At 62.8% G+C, this 14,576-nt stretch carries 13 protein-coding genes; 6 read left to right on the plus strand and 7 right to left on the minus strand.

The features are described from left to right. Nucleotides 1-177: 177 nt before the first annotated feature. Nucleotides 178-1,599: a bifunctional folylpolyglutamate synthase/dihydrofolate synthase gene (locus ACUIAI_RS02135; protein ID WP_445342489.1), complete on the plus strand. Its 1,422-nt coding sequence runs from the start codon at nt 178-180 to the stop codon at nt 1,597-1,599. After that, on the plus strand, nt 1,599-5,237 hold the full coding sequence (smc, locus tag ACUIAI_RS02140; protein WP_445342490.1) for a chromosome segregation protein SMC: 3,639 nt from the start codon (nt 1,599-1,601) through the stop codon (nt 5,235-5,237). Before ACUIAI_RS02135 ends, smc begins: the two co-directional genes overlap by 1 nt. Here smc and ACUIAI_RS02145 read toward each other — a convergent pair. The 4 genes from ACUIAI_RS02145 to ACUIAI_RS02160 form a co-directional block, all read right to left on the minus strand. Then, entirely contained in the window at nt 5,170-5,913 is a 744-nt protein-coding gene (locus tag ACUIAI_RS02145) for an aspartate/glutamate racemase family protein (RefSeq protein ID WP_254477022.1), read from the minus strand. The two genes, smc and ACUIAI_RS02145, sit on opposite strands and share 68 nt — an antisense overlap. Continuing rightward, nucleotides 5,910-7,154, minus strand: a complete 1,245-nt coding sequence (locus ACUIAI_RS02150; RefSeq protein ID WP_110412843.1) for a carboxylate--amine ligase — start codon at nt 7,152-7,154, stop codon at nt 5,910-5,912. Before ACUIAI_RS02150 ends, ACUIAI_RS02145 begins: the two co-directional genes overlap by 4 nt. Before the next feature lie 86 nt (nt 7,155-7,240). Continuing rightward, nucleotides 7,241-8,809 (minus strand): Mur ligase family protein, encoded by a 1,569-nt coding sequence (locus ACUIAI_RS02155; RefSeq protein WP_445342491.1) that lies wholly within the window; start codon nt 8,807-8,809, stop codon nt 7,241-7,243. A 172-nt stretch (nt 8,810-8,981) separates the two neighbouring features. After that, nucleotides 8,982-9,740 carry an exonuclease domain-containing protein gene (locus ACUIAI_RS02160; protein WP_254477024.1) on the minus strand — a complete coding sequence of 253 codons (759 nt, stop codon included), beginning with the start codon at nt 9,738-9,740 and terminating at the stop codon, nt 8,982-8,984. A 153-nt stretch (nt 9,741-9,893) separates the two neighbouring features. On the opposite strand from ACUIAI_RS02160, the gene ACUIAI_RS02165 reads away from it, so the two are divergent. Together ACUIAI_RS02165 and ACUIAI_RS02170 are read left to right on the plus strand one after the other, a co-directional pair. Then, nucleotides 9,894-10,514, plus strand: coding sequence for a sigma-70 family RNA polymerase sigma factor (locus tag ACUIAI_RS02165; protein WP_445342795.1), 621 nt, complete (start codon nt 9,894-9,896; stop codon nt 10,512-10,514). A gap of 39 nt (nt 10,515-10,553) precedes the next feature. After that, on the plus strand, nt 10,554-10,841 hold the full coding sequence (locus ACUIAI_RS02170) for a hypothetical protein (RefSeq protein WP_110412645.1): 288 nt from the start codon (nt 10,554-10,556) through the stop codon (nt 10,839-10,841). Nucleotides 10,842-10,994: 153 nt separating this feature from the next. On the opposite strand, the gene ACUIAI_RS02175 is transcribed toward ACUIAI_RS02170, so the two are convergent. Beyond that, a complete protein-coding gene (locus ACUIAI_RS02175; RefSeq protein ID WP_099327425.1) occupies nt 10,995-11,069 on the minus strand; it encodes a 50S ribosomal protein bL37 in 75 nt (24 codons plus the stop codon). A gap of 96 nt (nt 11,070-11,165) precedes the next feature. Beyond that, nucleotides 11,166-12,134 carry an aldose 1-epimerase family protein gene (locus ACUIAI_RS02180; protein ID WP_445342492.1) on the minus strand — a complete coding sequence of 323 codons (969 nt, stop codon included), beginning with the start codon at nt 12,132-12,134 and terminating at the stop codon, nt 11,166-11,168. 172 nt (nt 12,135-12,306) lie between these two features. On the opposite strand from ACUIAI_RS02180, the gene ACUIAI_RS02185 reads away from it, so the two are divergent. After that, entirely contained in the window at nt 12,307-13,374 is a 1,068-nt protein-coding gene (locus tag ACUIAI_RS02185) for a 4-hydroxy-3-methylbut-2-enyl diphosphate reductase (RefSeq protein WP_445342493.1), read from the plus strand. 18 nt (nt 13,375-13,392) lie between these two features. Here ACUIAI_RS02185 and ybaK read toward each other — a convergent pair whose 3' ends face one another. Next, nucleotides 13,393-13,899 carry a Cys-tRNA(Pro) deacylase gene (ybaK, locus tag ACUIAI_RS02190; protein ID WP_445342494.1) on the minus strand — a complete coding sequence of 169 codons (507 nt, stop codon included), beginning with the start codon at nt 13,897-13,899 and terminating at the stop codon, nt 13,393-13,395. A gap of 77 nt (nt 13,900-13,976) precedes the next feature. Between ybaK and ACUIAI_RS02195 the strand changes: the two genes are divergently transcribed. Beyond that, a complete protein-coding gene (locus ACUIAI_RS02195; protein ID WP_445342495.1) occupies nt 13,977-14,573 on the plus strand; it encodes a DedA family protein in 597 nt (198 codons plus the stop codon). The last annotated feature ends 3 nt before the right edge of the window (nt 14,574-14,576 follow it).

A 14,576-nucleotide genomic window follows, 5' to 3' on the forward strand; every position in this document is an offset into this window, starting at 1 on the left:
GCTCCTGTGCGGATGCGGTCACGTCCAGCCTCCTTGAAATTCCGGTTCCGACCATGTTGATTCCATGGTAGTGCGTTTCACCAATGTGTCAGTCGGCTGTTTCGGCCTTCAATCGGGGCCGGTCGCGCATAGAATAGGCGGGAAGCATCCACAGCCAGCAGGAGGCACAGGCAGAATATGTCATTCGAACACCCCAACAGCAAGGGTCAGAATATTCGCGATGTCGAGCGGGCCATCATGGCGCGTCCCGCCGAGCATGACAGCCCCAATCTGGACTTGGACAGGATGGGGATGATGCTGGACCTGTTGGGCCACCCTGAGCACAGCTTCCGGGTCATCCACGTCACCGGGACCAACGGCAAGGGATCCACCGCGCGGATGGCCGAGGCTCTGGTGAGGGCCTACGGTCTGCGCACTGGGCTCTATACATCGCCCCACCTGGAGCGGATCAACGAGCGGATCGCCATCGACGGCAAGGAGCTCTCTGACGAGGACTTTGTGGATCTCTACCAGCAGATCGAGGATTTCATCGCCATGGTGGATGACCGCTTCGCCCAGCAGGGCAGGGCTCCCATGAGCTTCTTCGAGGTCCTGACTGCTATGGCTGTCTGGGCCTTCGCCGACGCCCCCGTGGACGTGGCCATCGTCGAGGTTGGGATGGGCGGCCGCTGGGATGCCACCAACGTCCTCGACGGGGATGCCTCCATCATCGGGCCGGTGGACATGGATCACATGCAGTGGCTGGGGGATACGGTCGAGCAGATAGCAGGGGAGAAGGCCGGGATCATCAAGCCCAAGTCCACGGTCATCGTCGGTGCCCAGCCCCATGAGGATGCCGTCATGCCCATCATCGAGCAGGCCGTGCGCGAGCAGGGCGCCCCCACCCTCTTAAGGGACGGCAACGAGCTGGAGGTGGTCTCCCGCATGCCCGCAGTGGGCGGTCAGGTGGCCACCTTGCGCACGCCTCAGGGACTCTACAAGGATGTACCCATTGACAAGTTCGGCGAGCATCAGGCCCACAACGCCCTGGCGGCACTGGCGGCGGCCGAGACGGTCATCCCCGTCAACGGGGCCCTGGACCAGGATCTGGTGGACGAGGCCTTGAGCCAGGTGCGCATCCCCGGACGGATCGAGCAGGTGCGCACTTCGCCCACCATCATCATCGATGGCGGGCACAACCTGAACGCGGCCCAGTCCCTGCGGGCGGCCATCGAGGAGAACTACGACTTCAAGCAGCTGGTGGGCGTGATCTCCATGATGGCCGACAAGCAGGTGGAGGACTATCTGGGCATACTGGAGCCCGTGCTGGACAGCGTCGTAGTCACCGAGAACTCCTGGAAGGGCCGGGTCATGCCGGCCGAGGATCTGGAGCGGGTCGCCGTGAGGGTATTCGGGCCAGACCGGGTGGTCCGGCGCGACCGGATGCCTGATGCCATCCAGACGGCCGTCGACATGGTCGACAGCGAGGATCAAACCGGAGTGGGCTATGGCCGGGGGGTGCTGATCTGCGGCAGTTTCGTCACTGCCGGCGATGCCCGCATCCTGCTGGCCGAGCGTCCCAACCCCGATCTGGCTAAACCTAAGGCGGAGCGCGCCTGATGTATCTCAAGGAGCTGACCCTCAAGGGCTTCAAGTCCTTCGCCTCGGCTACCACCCTGCGCTTCGAGCCGGGCATCACCGCTGTGGTGGGTCCCAACGGATCAGGCAAATCAAACATAGTCGACGCTCTGGCTTGGGTCATGGGCGAGCAGGGGGCCAAGAGCCTGCGCGGCGGATCCATGGAGGACGTCATCTTCGCCGGCACCTCCTCCAGGCCGCCGCTGGGCCGGGCGCAGGTCACCCTGACCATCGACAACACCGACCGGACCTTGGACATCGACTACACCGAGGTGACCATCAGCCGGACCATCTACCGCAACGGCGGGTCCGAATATGCCATCAACGGTTCCGACTGCCGTTTGCTGGACATTCAGGAGCTGCTCAGCGACACCGGGCTGGGCCAGCAAATGCACGTGATCGTCGGTCAGGGGCGGCTGGATGCCATCCTGCGGGCTGATCCGGCCGGCCATCGGGCCTTCATCGAGGAGGCGGCCGGCATCCTCAAGCACCGCAAGCGCAAGGAACGGGCCCTGCACAAGCTGGCCAACACCGAGGACAACCTGTCCCGTTTGGACGACTTGATCGGCGAGATTCATCGGCAGTTGGGGCCGCTGGGTCGCCAGGCTAAGGTCTCCCGCCGGGCCGACATGATCCAGGTCAGTCTGCGGGACGCCCAGGCCCGCATCCATGCCGACGACGCCCTGACCTCGAAAAAGAAGCTGGAAGATCTGCGATCGCGGTTGGTTCAGACTCGGGGGCAGCTGGCCAGGGGGCAGGAGGACCTGACCAGGGTCAAGTTGCGCATCGAACAGCTGGAGGGGCTGGACCGACAGTCCAGTCCGGCCCTGGAGGCGGTCAACCAGCAGTGGAACGACCTGACCAAGCTGGGTGAGCGGGCCGGGTCCCTGGCATCCTTGGCCAGGGAGCGCAGCCGTTCGCTGGAGGCCGGCATGGTGGCCGACCAGGGGCAGGATCCCGGGGTGCTCAGGCGGCGGGCCGACGAACTCAGGGGCCAGGCCGACCAGGAGGAGGGCCAGGTCGGAGCCGACCGGATCGCCCTGGATGGCTGCGTTCAAGCCCGTGCGGATCTGGAGCGGCGGCTGGCCGCTCACCGGCAGACCATGACCGAGCTGCGGCAGGCTGCCAGAAAGCGGCAGGCTCGGCTGGGCGACCTGACGCAGCTGGTGGCCAAGGAGGAATCGGCCCTGGAACTTTCCAGGCAGCGCGAGCGTGACCTGATCCGACAGCAGGATCAGGTCAGGGAGGGTCTGGAGCGTGCCAGAAATCGGGTGCGGGACCTGGACAGCCAGGAGGAGAGCCCTGACCAGGACGGCAGACAGGCCCTGGACCAGGCAGGCGAGGTCAGGGACCAGGCCCGCAGCATGCTCAACGACTTGCAGGAGCGGGAACGCCGGATCCAGTCCGATGCCATCTCGGCCCAGGCCAAGGCTGATGCCCTGGCGGACACGCTGGACCATCGCGGCGCGGGCGAGGCCCTGTCCCAGGCCGGTGATCCGGCCCTGCTGGGTCAGCTGACCGACTTCGTTTGCGTGGAGGAGGGCTGGGAGGAGCCCCTGGCTCAGGCTCTGCACGACTATGCCTCGGCCCTGGTGGCCAAGGATGGCCAGACGGTCGACCAGACCCTGGAGCGGGCCCGCCGGAACCGTCTGGGACGAGCCGCGCTGATTTTGGCATCAGGCCCGCTCAAGGGGGCAGACATAAGATCCGGTGATGGCCCATGGCGGTCGGCCGCCGACCTAGTGGCCCTGCGGGAGCATCCTGTCGATTCTGACCGGGCCCAGGGGGTGCTGGCGGCTGTCCGCAGTCTACTGGCCTCCACAGCTGCGGTTGATGACGCTGATCAGGCCCGCCGTGCCCTGAAGGACGGATGGCAGCAGGCGTTGACTCGCCTAGGCGACCTCTATGACCAGGTTGGTGCTGTAGGCGGATCCGCTCCAGCAACCAGCGACCTGGCGCTGACTGCGCGCAGGGATAAGGCCTTGGTGCAGGTGGAGGCCCTCCAGGAGGAGTCCCAGACCCTGCAGCCGCAGATGGATGCGGCCCGTGCCGCCCTCGAGCAGGCTGAGCAACAGCTGCAGGAGGCGCGCAACCAGTGCACAGAGGCCCGGGTCAAGGCCGAGCAGGCCGCCAGGGAACTGGCAGCAGCCCGCAAGGAATCGGATCGGGCACAGGCCGGGGTCAAGGATCTGGATGACCGGTTGACCCAGGTGCGCGACCAGGTGCGCACCCACGAACTCAAACTGGAGGATCTCAAGGCAGGTCTAGCCCGTGCCCAGGAGGACGGGGGGTCTGACTCTGACGACCCGGAGGGCCTGGAAGACCGACAGCATGAATTGGAAACAGACCTGGATCAGGCCCGCACCGCCGAGATGGAGGCCAAGCTGACCTGGACCGAGAGCGACCGGCGGCACGCCTCACTGCTGCGTCAGATTGATCTGCTGCGAGATCAGGCCGACCAAGCAGAACGCCATCGTCAGCGGATAGGCAAGGAGAACCGTCGGCGCAAGGCTGGCATGGCCTCCCTGGAGCTTATTGCGCTCAGGGCCGATCTGCTGGCCCAGCTGATCAAGGAGAGGATGGAGCGTGCGGCTCGCCGTCGGGATCATCTCAGAGCCAAGGCCTCGGCCCACGACAAGGAGCTGACCGATCTGCGGTCCAGCAGGGACGCTTTGGAGCCGAAGGTGGCAGGTCTGCGACAGGATGAGCACGGTCTGGATCTGGAGCGGGAGCGCCTGGCCGGCGAGGACGGCCGTCTGCGTCAGCGCATCCAGGATGACCTAGGCATGGAACCGGAGGAGCTGATCCGCGAATACGGCCCCGACCGTCCGGTGCCTGTCCTTGATGACGAGGGCAACCCGGTGCCCCTTGACCAGGAAGCGACAAAGGAAGACGGGGATTCGCCAGCCTTCAAAACAGTGCCCTACCAGCGCGGTGAGCAGGAGAAGCGGCTGGCCAAGGCCAAGCGGGACCTGGCTGCCCTAGGCAAGGTCAACCCGCTGGCCACTGAGGAATACGAGGCCCTGGAGTCCCGCAACCGCTACCTGCACGAGCAGCGTCAGGATGTGGTAGGGTCTCGGGACGATCTTATGGCCTTGGTCAAGGATCTGGATTCGACCATGGTCACGGTCTTCAAGGAGGCCTTTGACGACACTGCCCGGGCCTTCGAGCACATCTTCGCCACTCTTTTCCCTGGTGGACGCGGGCGGTTGCGGCTGGAGGACCCGGACGACCTGCTGACCACAGGCGTTCTGGTCGAGGCCAGCCCGGCCGGCAAGAAGGTCCGCAGGCTCTCCCTGCTTTCGGGAGGAGAGCGGTCACTGACGGCTCTGGCCTTGCTCCTGGCCATCTTCACGGCCCGACCCAGCCCCTTCTACGTTATGGATGAGGTTGAGGCCGCCCTGGACGACGTGAATCTGACCAGGCTGCTCAAGGCCTTCGAGCAGCTGCGCGAGCATGCACAGCTGATCATCATCACCCACCAACAACGGACCATGGGCATCGCTGACGCCCTCTACGGGGTCACTATGCGAGGGGATGGGGTGACGGCCGTCATCTCTCAGCGGCTGAAGAATCCGGATCCTTCAGGTCGCGAAGAGCCTGAGCACGATCAAGGGTGACCCGGGCCAGAACTTCTTGAGAGTCCACGATGGGCAGCTGCGGCATGGGGTAGGCTTCGTTGAGCACCGAGAGTTCGGTGCAGCCCAGCAGGACCGAGTCGCAGTGGTAGTCATTCAGGAAGGCATCAAGGACGCCCAGGTAGCGATCCCGGTCCAGGCGGCCTTCCTTGACGTCGTCGTAGATCAGCGCGCTTACACGGTCCTGTAGGGCCTGGTCCGGGTCCACCAGCAGATAGCCGGCCCTATCGGCAGGGCCCTGGTAGATGGCGGCATGACGGGATCCCTCCGTGCCCATGTACCCCATGCGCGGATGGGTTTGCGCCGGATATCGCTTTTTTGCCCAGTCGATGGTGGCCTGGGGCATGTCCAGAATGGGCACCGGGGTCAGAGCCTGGAGTCTGGGTAGAATCTCGTGGGCCGTGTTGCAAGCCATGACCATGAAGGAGGCCCCCATGGCTGTGGCCTGACGCACGTCCTCGGCCAGATAGGGGAAGGGATCATCCTTGCTGCGGCCCAGGATGAACTCGGTGCGGTCGGGCACGCTGGCATGATTGAAGACCACATAGTCCAGAAAGTCCTGATCCCTGCGTGCCCCGGTCAAACGGTCCAGCACCCTGACAAAGCTTTCGGTGGCCAGTGTACCCATGCCGCCCAGAACAACGAAGAAATTTTTCATGCCAGCGTCCTCTTGTCGCGGAAATAGCGCCGGTAACGACGCCGATAGATTGAGAACATGTGACGGATCAGCATCCAGCGTTTGAAATTGAGGTCCTTGCTGTACTCCAGGGTGGTGCCCCAGTCCCCGCGTCGGATCATGGCCATGGCCTGTCGCTTGTCCTCGGAGTCTGCGCAGTACTTGCGGAAGATGTCCCTGGGGATCTCCATCCATAGACGATGCCCCCGTCCGAAGACGGTGCGTCCGTTGAAGGGGGTGTCCAGGACCAGGTCGTCCACAAAGCAGCGGGCCAAGTTGAAGCCATTCAAGGTGACCACATAGCTGCTGCGGCCTTGGCGTAGATTGATCTCGAAAAGCTTGTAGACGCCGTCACGCGGATCGTACTTCATGTCGAAATTGGCCACACCGCTGTAATTGATGTCCTCCAGGAAGGCCTTGATCCGGTCAAAGATGTCCTGGTTGTAGTCGGGCATGATGGCCGCATAGTTGCCCACGGCTTCGGGAGTGGGATCCTCCAGCAGGGGATGGCCCAGAAACATCATGCGCACCCGGTGGTGATGGTCCACGTAGGCATTGAGCACCCTCATGTTGTCATCGCCTCCTGGCACGAAGTCCTGGATGACCATCTGCGAGGTGTACCCGGCCTGGTAGGACCTGCGGATCATGGTGTCTAGCTCATCCGGGTCGCTGAATATAAAGGCCTTTTTTCGCCCGGGGAAACTGATATTCAGCCACTCGTCGCTGTCGGCTGCCTTCATGGCCACCGGGTAGTCGAAGGGCAGATTCCGGTGGCGGCCGGCTTTCACGTCCTCAGCATCTACCGACACTGTCTTCGGGTGGGGCAGGTCATAGCGATCGCAAAGCTCGTAGAAGGAGGATTTGAGCGAGAGGGACCGGTTCAGCTCCTGGTCGATGGCGTTGAAGGCGAATCGGTCGCGCAGGGAATTGCCGAACTTGTCCAGCAGGTTGGCGTAGCTGTCCCCGCAGGGCAGTAGGAGCAGGGTGGCCCCTGGATGGTCCCGGTGATAGGCGTCTGCCCATTTATTTAGGGCGGGCACAAAGACCTTGGGATTGGTGAAGTCGGTAACCAGGTGCACGTCGAGGATCCGGCTGTACTTGGTGGGGGATAACTGGTAGTGGCCGAATACAGTGGAGACCAGTCCGTAGGCCTCGTGGAAGGCCCGCGCCATCCCGTAGGCGTTGATGTCGGTGCCCAGTATGACCGGTTGGAACTCTTTCATCTTTCTGAAACCACCTACCATGTACTCGTGCACCCCATTCTGCTGTGGGGCATTCGGCTTTCCATATTAGGGAACCGTCGGGATCGTCAGCTGCGGGCTGCGCCTGTGGCTCCCAGGTCGTAGCTTTCCGTACCCAACAGACGTGCCACAACGTGGTCGTCGCCCTCGTAAGGTACATGGCTGCCGTTCTTTTTGAACCAGCGCTCCTCACCCTTGCCGATGACCAAGGTGATTCGCAGACGATCCTCCGGCCGGCCAGGATCTCCCAGGGCCTGCCTGATGGCTTGGGCCCTGTCCGGCACTATACTGGCCTCCAGTCCCGGGTTGGTCACGAAGCCCAGCATCTGCCTGTCCACCTGGTCCGAGCTTTCTCCGTCCTCGTCATCAGCGGTCAGGATCAGCCGGTCGACGCGGTCCTGGGCGGCATTGACGATGCCCTTCCTGCGGTCGATGGCCTTGCCGCCTGCAGAGCCGGAGACCAGGGTGATCAGGGGTCTGCGCTCGCCGTAGCGCTCGTCCACGAAGTCCAGCAGCGCAGTGACCGAGGCCTTGTTGTGGGCGTAATCGACGTAGACCACCCGGTTGTCGGCCTTGAAGCGTTCCATCCTCCCGGCTATCCTGACCCTCTCCATGGCCTGAAGGACGTTTGCGTCAGGTTCCAGACCCAGACGGATCAGCATGGCCAGGGCGGCAGCCGCGTTCAGGGCGTTGAAATCCCCGTCCATGGACAGGCTGACTGGCATCATGACTCCGCCCGAAGGCCCTATCAGATAGTCGTCGCCTCCGCCAGGAGTCCTGTGGACCAAGATGTCGTCATGCTTGGAACCATCGCCGAAGGTGGTCACTGGAATGCCGACGAATTGGGCATCCTGACGGATCAGGTCGGCTCCGCAGGCTTCAGCTCCCAGGACCAGCTGCCGGCTGTTGTAGATTATGCGACGCTTGCAGTAGAAATAGTCCTCGAAGCTGGGGTGCTCGATGGGGCTGATGTGGTCGGGGGATATGTTCAGGAATGCCCCCAGGTCGAATGTCAGCCCGTAGACGCGATCCACCTTGTAGGCCTGGGAGGAGACCTCCATGACCAGGTAGCGCATGCCGGCGTCTGCCGCCTGGCGCATCATGCGGAAGAGGTCCAGTGACTCGGGTGTGGTCAGCTGGGACTCCTGGTAATGGCGGCCGTCCAGACAGTTGTCCACTGAGGAGAGCAGAGCCGCTCGGCCTGCGGAGATCTTGCCCAGCATGGCATGCAGAAAGTAAGCGGTGGTGGTCTTGCCCTTGGTGCCGGTAATTCCTACCAGGGTCAGCTGCTTCTGGGGATAATCGTAAAAAGCGGCAGCCAGCAGGCTCATGGACTTGCGCACGTCGTTGACGATGATCCCCGTGGCTCTGGTGTGGGAGGATAGATCCTGCTGGGCTACATAGGCAGCCGGTCCTTCGGGATTGCAGGCATCCAGATATTCGGGCAGGAAACGGCCCTTGCAGAAGAGCAGACTGCCGGCTCCAGCCTGACGGGTGTCGTAGGTGATATTTGTGAATGGTTTGGATGACTGGGTGTCCTCTGGAGTATTCAAAGTCCACTGATCGCCCTGGATTACCTCGCGTAGCTGGCCCTGTTCGCGCAGCAACTCCAGGGTTGAAGTCATCGTCAGCGCCATGCCCGTCTTCCCCTTGTCTGTTGATTGTCACCTGACTTGTCCAGCCCCGATTGGTGACCTTGATCGAGACCAGACCCAAGTCTAAACCGCCTTGGAGCCAAGGCAGGAGGATCCGGCGACCCCTTGACTGAATGGACAAAAGCGGGCGGCGGGTCGGCCTCGGATCTGAGCCTCAGAGCCAGGAGTCGGTGACTGGACGGCGGCCTTGGGAGAGCAGGTATTGATTGAAGTGTTCCCGCCACTTGGCCTGTGCCTGCCGCTGCCAGTCCATAAGGGAGTCCATGGTGATTCGCGCTACCTGGGGGAATAGGGTGGTCATGGGCTTGATCAGGTCCACGGCCGCCACCGTATCCGCCGTGGCATCGTGGAAGTTTCCATGGGGGATGACGCCGTAGTACTCGCTGGTCAGCCCCAGGGTGCGGCGGCCCGACCGGTGGGAGATCTCCCTGTCCAGGACCAGAGGGTCCACCACTAGCAGATCCCCCTCGCTCAGGGGCTTGACTGAGCCTGCGCACCAGTGGGCGATGTCCCCGTCCAGCATCTGCACGTCGAAAGGGGCGTTGTAGGCCAGCAGGGGGATGCACTTGTCCTGGGCGCGGGCGATGAATCCGGCCATTTGCTTGGTCGCCAGTTCAGGCTCCATGCCCTCGGCGGTCAGCTGCTGATCGGTAAACCCGTTGACCCGGCTGGCCCCCTTGCTGATATGTCGGTGCGGATTGACTATCCAGGTGGCTACTACATCCCCTGAATAGCCCTTGGTCGGGTCGCGCAGAACCAGGCTGGCCGAAACAATGCCGTCCTTGCCCGGTTTGGTGCCCGTGGTCTCGGTGTCGAACCCCAGAAGCCAGGAGTCCCCTAGGCGTGTCGATCCCCTTTGTTGGGGAGCGGACTGAAGCGCCTGCTCCATGCTTGTGTACTCGGTGTTTTCCATAAGCGTGATTTCTCCTCAGTCATTATGGTAACCGAGGACCGACCGGCCCGCGACCAGGTCGGAACCGCGACGGGCGAGGGGGGATGGCACAATAGGGGTGTGGCAGATACCAGCGAACTCGAAAGCAGAAAACGTCAATTCGAGGCCCTGGCCATGCCTGCGGTGGATGTGCTTTACCGACAGGCCATGCGCCTAACCAACAACCCCGACGACGCCCAGGATCTGGTTCAGGACACTTTCGAGCGAGGATTCAAGGCTTTCGACCGCTTCCAGCCCGGCAGCAATTTCGAGGCCTGGATGACCACCATCGAGCGCAACGCCTACTTCAATCAGTACCACAAGGCCAAGCGGCGCCCACAAAGGGCCAACGACTCTACTGGCGAGTACAACGACTGGGATATTTATTCGGCATCGGAGCACGGGTCCGAGGGGCTCAAATCCGCCGAGCAGGAGTACATGGAGACCTTCGCCCCCGAGGAGATCATGGCTGCCCTGAACCGGCTCAGTCCGGAACGCCGACGGGTCTTCATCGACGCTGCCATCGATGGCAAGAGCTACCAACAGGTGGCCGACGAGGAGGGCATCAAGATCGGCACGGTCATGAGCCGACTGAACCGTGCGCGCTCGCAGCTGCGTCAGGAGCTGGAGCGGTATGCCAAGGAGCGCGGCTATCAGCAGGAGCGCGGGGTTGCAGGCAAGCCCTCAGCGGAACGCCGTGGACCTGTTGAGGCCAGGCCTAGTATAAAAAAAGGGATCAGTAGCAAGGGGCATTGAGGGCCCCCGAAGATCGGGTATCAGGAAGTGGGCAGGAGCATGGACGGACGCGTGGAGATGAGTCACTACGCATACGATGGCGGCGGCTCTGTCAGGGTGACCCACACCAGCCTTCGCATCTACCAGGATGCCTCCTGCGTTGACCCCAGCGACTGCTTCGATCCGGATTCCTGCTGCGACGAGCGGGAGCGCATGGTCATCGAGGAGCTGCGCCGGTACCTGCGTCCCGAATGTGCACCGGACTGTCTGCTGGACCGGCTCAGGCACATGTTCGATCAGATGGATGAACTGGAGCAGGGGACCACGGAACGCACTACGGACAAGTAGATTCAGTTAGGTAGACCCCGTCGATTTCTTGGCAAAACGTCGGTTCTATCCGACTGTTCAGGCTATTGCAGGGATCATGGCCATGCCTATGCAGCCATGGTTTTTTTATTTATATATGCAAAACCCCGGCACCGTTGGTGCCGGGGCAGACGATCAGGTGTTCGGCCTCTTGCCGTGGTTGGCGGCCTTCTTGCGGCGATCCCTGCGCTTGCGTCCGCGCATGCCCATGATTGGACTCCTTTGCTACTGATGAACCTATAAGCCTTGCCGATTATCGCACACCGGGCTGACCTTTGTCGACCAGCCAGGCTGCTCAGACGCTGTTCAGACCTCTTGTGCCCGGTAGCCCACCTGGGTGGTATAGACGGCGGCAGGCTGCAGAATGACCAGATTCCGACCAGTTCTGAAGGCGTTAGCGTAGGCGGTCATGGGCTCCACGGCAACACCGGCCGGGCGCATGCCCGCGTCAAAGCCGGTTCCAGTGCAGACCTGCCATGAGGTGATGGTCTCATCGCCCCAGAGCTGAATGCGTATGCCGTCCGGCCGGGTGAACCAGGCCGAACAGGTGCCGTCGTCGTCCCGCTCCACATCAGTCCAGGCATCGTCGAAGTCCGCATCCTCACCCAGCGAAGGGCCCTGGCGCAGATCTGTTCGCCCTTGGACGGGTTCGGTACTGGTGGGCAGCAGCCTGTCGGGATCGACCACCACGTGGGTGCGGCAGGGAATGGACAGGGTGCAGGGGGCGTTGTCTTTCTGAATCTGGTCACCAACCCCCTGTTTGCCGTTGGCTAGCCAGGGGTGGATGCCGAAGGCCCAGGGTGCAGCATCGTCGCCCAGGTTCAGAGCCCGGGTGGTCATGGTCAGCCCCTGGTCGTCCAGGGTGTAGGTGACGGTGACAACCACGTCGAAGGGGTATCCACCCATGTCGGGCACCCGCCAGGAGAGGCTGACGGAGTCCTCGGTCAGGGCTTGCAGCCGCCAGTAGGCGCGGTATCCGTACCCGTGGATGGCGGTGTTCCGGTCGTGCTCGTCGATGGGCAGGGTATAGGTGTGGTCCTGGAATTCGTAGGTGCCGTCCTCGATCCGGTTGGGGAAGGGTACCAGCACGTTCCCGTTGCTGCAGGGTACGGTCCCATCCGGGTCGAATGAAGCCAGCAGGTCCTTTCCCCGGTATTTCAGGACGCGCAGAATGGCTCCCAGCTCGGTCACCACCGCTTCGTAGTCCCCATGACGGATGCTGTACTGCTGTCCTGTCCGGGGCACGGCCCCGCCCATCATCTCGTTCGTATGCATGCTCCCACTTCCATAGTGCCGTTGATGCTTGGTACGCCACCATCCTAGCGCCTGGGTGGTCTTGGGTTCTTGGTGAAAGAGTGGCGGATGGACTACCGGGGGCCGTCCTGGCTTTCTACCATGGACTTGCAGTGTCCGGAACCGTCCGGATTGACATCGTTAAGGAGCGGCAGTGGCAGGATTTCGGACCACCGTGTGCGAACAGCCGACCCCACAGGGGCATGGGCGGGTCGTCCTGGCTGATCCGCGCGGGTTCTGCGCGGGGGTGGACCGTGCCATCCAGACCGTGCAGACCATCCTGGATGCGGACAACCCCCACCAGGGCCTGCCCCCGGTCTATGTGCGCCGACAGATAGTCCACAACCGGCATGTGGTCGAGGACCTGTCCCGGCGTGGGGCCGTGTTCGTGGACGAGCTGGACCAGATTCCCGACCAGGCCGTCCGTGCCGGGGTGCCTGTGGTCTTCTCAGCTCATGGCATCGCTCCCTCGGTCGTCAAGGAGGCCCAGCGGCGGGGAATGCGTGTGGTTGATGCCTCATGCCCCCTGGTCAGCAAGGTCCACCGGGAGGTGCAGCGCTTCGTTCGGGACGGCTACCGGATCATTTACATAGGTCACCGGGGGCACGACGAGGCTATTGGAGTCATGGGGGAGGCCCCGGACCGGGTTCATTTGGTGGAGCATGAGGCCGATATCGACTCTTTGGACTTCGGGCCGGACACGCCTCTTGTCATGCTGACCCAGACCACCCTGAGCCTGGATGAGACCGCCGACCTGGCTGCGGCCCTGCGTCGACGCTTCCCCTGGATAGAAGAGCCACCGGGCTCAGACATCTGCTACGCCACCCAGAACAGGCAGCAGGCGGTCAAGCTGGTGGCCGGGCAGGCGGACTGCATGATTGTAGTGGGGTCGGCCAACTCCTCCAATTCGGTGCGTTTGGTCGAGGTGGCCCGTCAGGCCCTGGATGTCCGCTTTCCTGGTCAGGGTGAGCGCAGGGCCCACCGAGTCGACGACGCGAGCGAGCTGGACCCGACCTGGCTGCAGGACATGGATTCGGTAGGGCTCACCTCGGGTGCGTCGGTTCCCGAGAACCTGGTTCAGGGGGTACTGGAGACCCTGGCCTCCCGAGGGTTCACCCAGGTGACCCGGGAGCGAGCAGTAGACGAGCACATGCACTTCGTCCTACCTGCTGCCCTGCGCTCAGCACGCGCATCTAGGGAGGTTCCACAGCCACAGGATTAAGCCCCAGCGCTAAAACTCTCAGTCGGTGGCTAGGGGTGCGGTCTTGGCCTTGAGGACACGGATCAAATCCCGAGGATCCAGACCCAGGCTGATGCCGCGCTTACCGCCGGAGACCATGATGGTGTCGAAATCCAATGCGCCCTGGTCCAACACGGTGATGTGTGCGGTGCGTTGTCCGAAGGGCGATATGCCGCCTAGAACGTATCCGCTCTCCCTCTCGGCCTGGGCCTTGTCGGCCATGCGGGCCTTTTTGGCGCCCACGGCTGCTGCCAGATGCTTGAGGATCAGGTGTCCGGTCACCGGAACAATGCCGATGACCCGCTCCTTGCCCGTGTCGGCCATCAGGGTCTTGTAGACCGTGTGCGGATCCAGACCCAGTTTTTTGGCTGCCTCGATGCCGTACCCCTGGTCCATGTGGTCGGCACTGTGATGATACTCATGGACAGTGAAGGGAACCCCCAGACGCTCCAGCTGGGCCATGGCTGGAGTCGCGGCATCCGAATCCGCTCGCTTCTTCTTGCTCATGACTCCATGCTAAGGTACTGACCGTTTAGGTTGGCTGAGGGGTGTCTTTGGCCCCATTTGCGCGGAAAGGGTAGTCCATGACCGCTGTCAATGCCTGGCTGCTCGATGCGGTGACAGGCGGCTGGGGGCTGGCCGTACTTTTTCTGGCAGCTTTTCTGGATGCGCTGATCATTCCCATACCTACGGAGCTTATGGTCCTGGCCACGGCTTCGGCCTTTCGGGCCACAGGAAGACCCTTTCCCGTCCTGGTCTTTCTGGTTTGTGCCTTGGCTTTCGTGGGCGGCGATGCCTGCACCTATGGGCTGGGGCGGCTTGTCCCGTTGAATCGTCTAGCCGTCTTTCGAGGTGCCGCAGGCAAGGCTGTGACATCATGGGCCCACCGGGCGCTATTGCAGGGAGGCGGCTTCTTCACACTGGCCTCGCGGTTCGTGCCCTCGGGCCGGACCGTGGTAAATCTGACTGCCGGGGCGGCGCGGTATCCGCTGAACCGTTATTTGCCTCTGGCTGCACTGGCCGGTCTGCTCTGGTCCATCTATATGTGGACCTTGGGGTATCTGGCCGCCTCCTGGTTGGAGAACAACCCTTTGGCCGTCATGGCCATCGGCTTTCTGGTGGGCATGGTCGTCGGCCTGGTCTGCGACCTGGCCATGCGGGCGTTCACCCGGAGGCGCTGATTA

The organism is Bifidobacterium sp. ESL0827, from assembly GCF_052606685.1.

Excerpts from the sequence above, each read along its gene's own strand:
- ACUIAI_RS02135 (WP_445342489.1), top strand. The coding sequence starts at position 178 with ATGTCATTCGAACACCCCAACAGCAAGGGTCAGAATATTCGCGATGTC.
- smc (WP_445342490.1), top strand. The coding sequence starts at position 1,599 with ATGTATCTCAAGGAGCTGACCCTCAAGGGCTTCAAGTCCTTCGCCTCG.
- ACUIAI_RS02145 (WP_254477022.1), bottom strand. The coding sequence starts at position 5,913 with ATGAAAAATTTCTTCGTTGTTCTGGGCGGCATGGGTACACTGGCCACC.
- ACUIAI_RS02150 (WP_110412843.1), bottom strand. The coding sequence starts at position 7,154 with ATGAAAGAGTTCCAACCGGTCATACTGGGCACCGACATCAACGCCTAC.
- ACUIAI_RS02155 (WP_445342491.1), bottom strand. The coding sequence starts at position 8,809 with ATGGCGCTGACGATGACTTCAACCCTGGAGTTGCTGCGCGAACAGGGC.
- ACUIAI_RS02160 (WP_254477024.1), bottom strand. The coding sequence starts at position 9,740 with ATGGAAAACACCGAGTACACAAGCATGGAGCAGGCGCTTCAGTCCGCT.
- ACUIAI_RS02165 (WP_445342795.1), top strand. The coding sequence starts at position 9,894 with ATGCCTGCGGTGGATGTGCTTTACCGACAGGCCATGCGCCTAACCAAC.
- ACUIAI_RS02170 (WP_110412645.1), top strand. The coding sequence starts at position 10,554 with ATGGACGGACGCGTGGAGATGAGTCACTACGCATACGATGGCGGCGGC.
- ACUIAI_RS02180 (WP_445342492.1), bottom strand. The coding sequence starts at position 12,134 with ATGCATACGAACGAGATGATGGGCGGGGCCGTGCCCCGGACAGGACAG.
- ybaK (WP_445342494.1), bottom strand. The coding sequence starts at position 13,899 with ATGAGCAAGAAGAAGCGAGCGGATTCGGATGCCGCGACTCCAGCCATG.
- ACUIAI_RS02195 (WP_445342495.1), top strand. The coding sequence starts at position 13,977 with ATGACCGCTGTCAATGCCTGGCTGCTCGATGCGGTGACAGGCGGCTGG.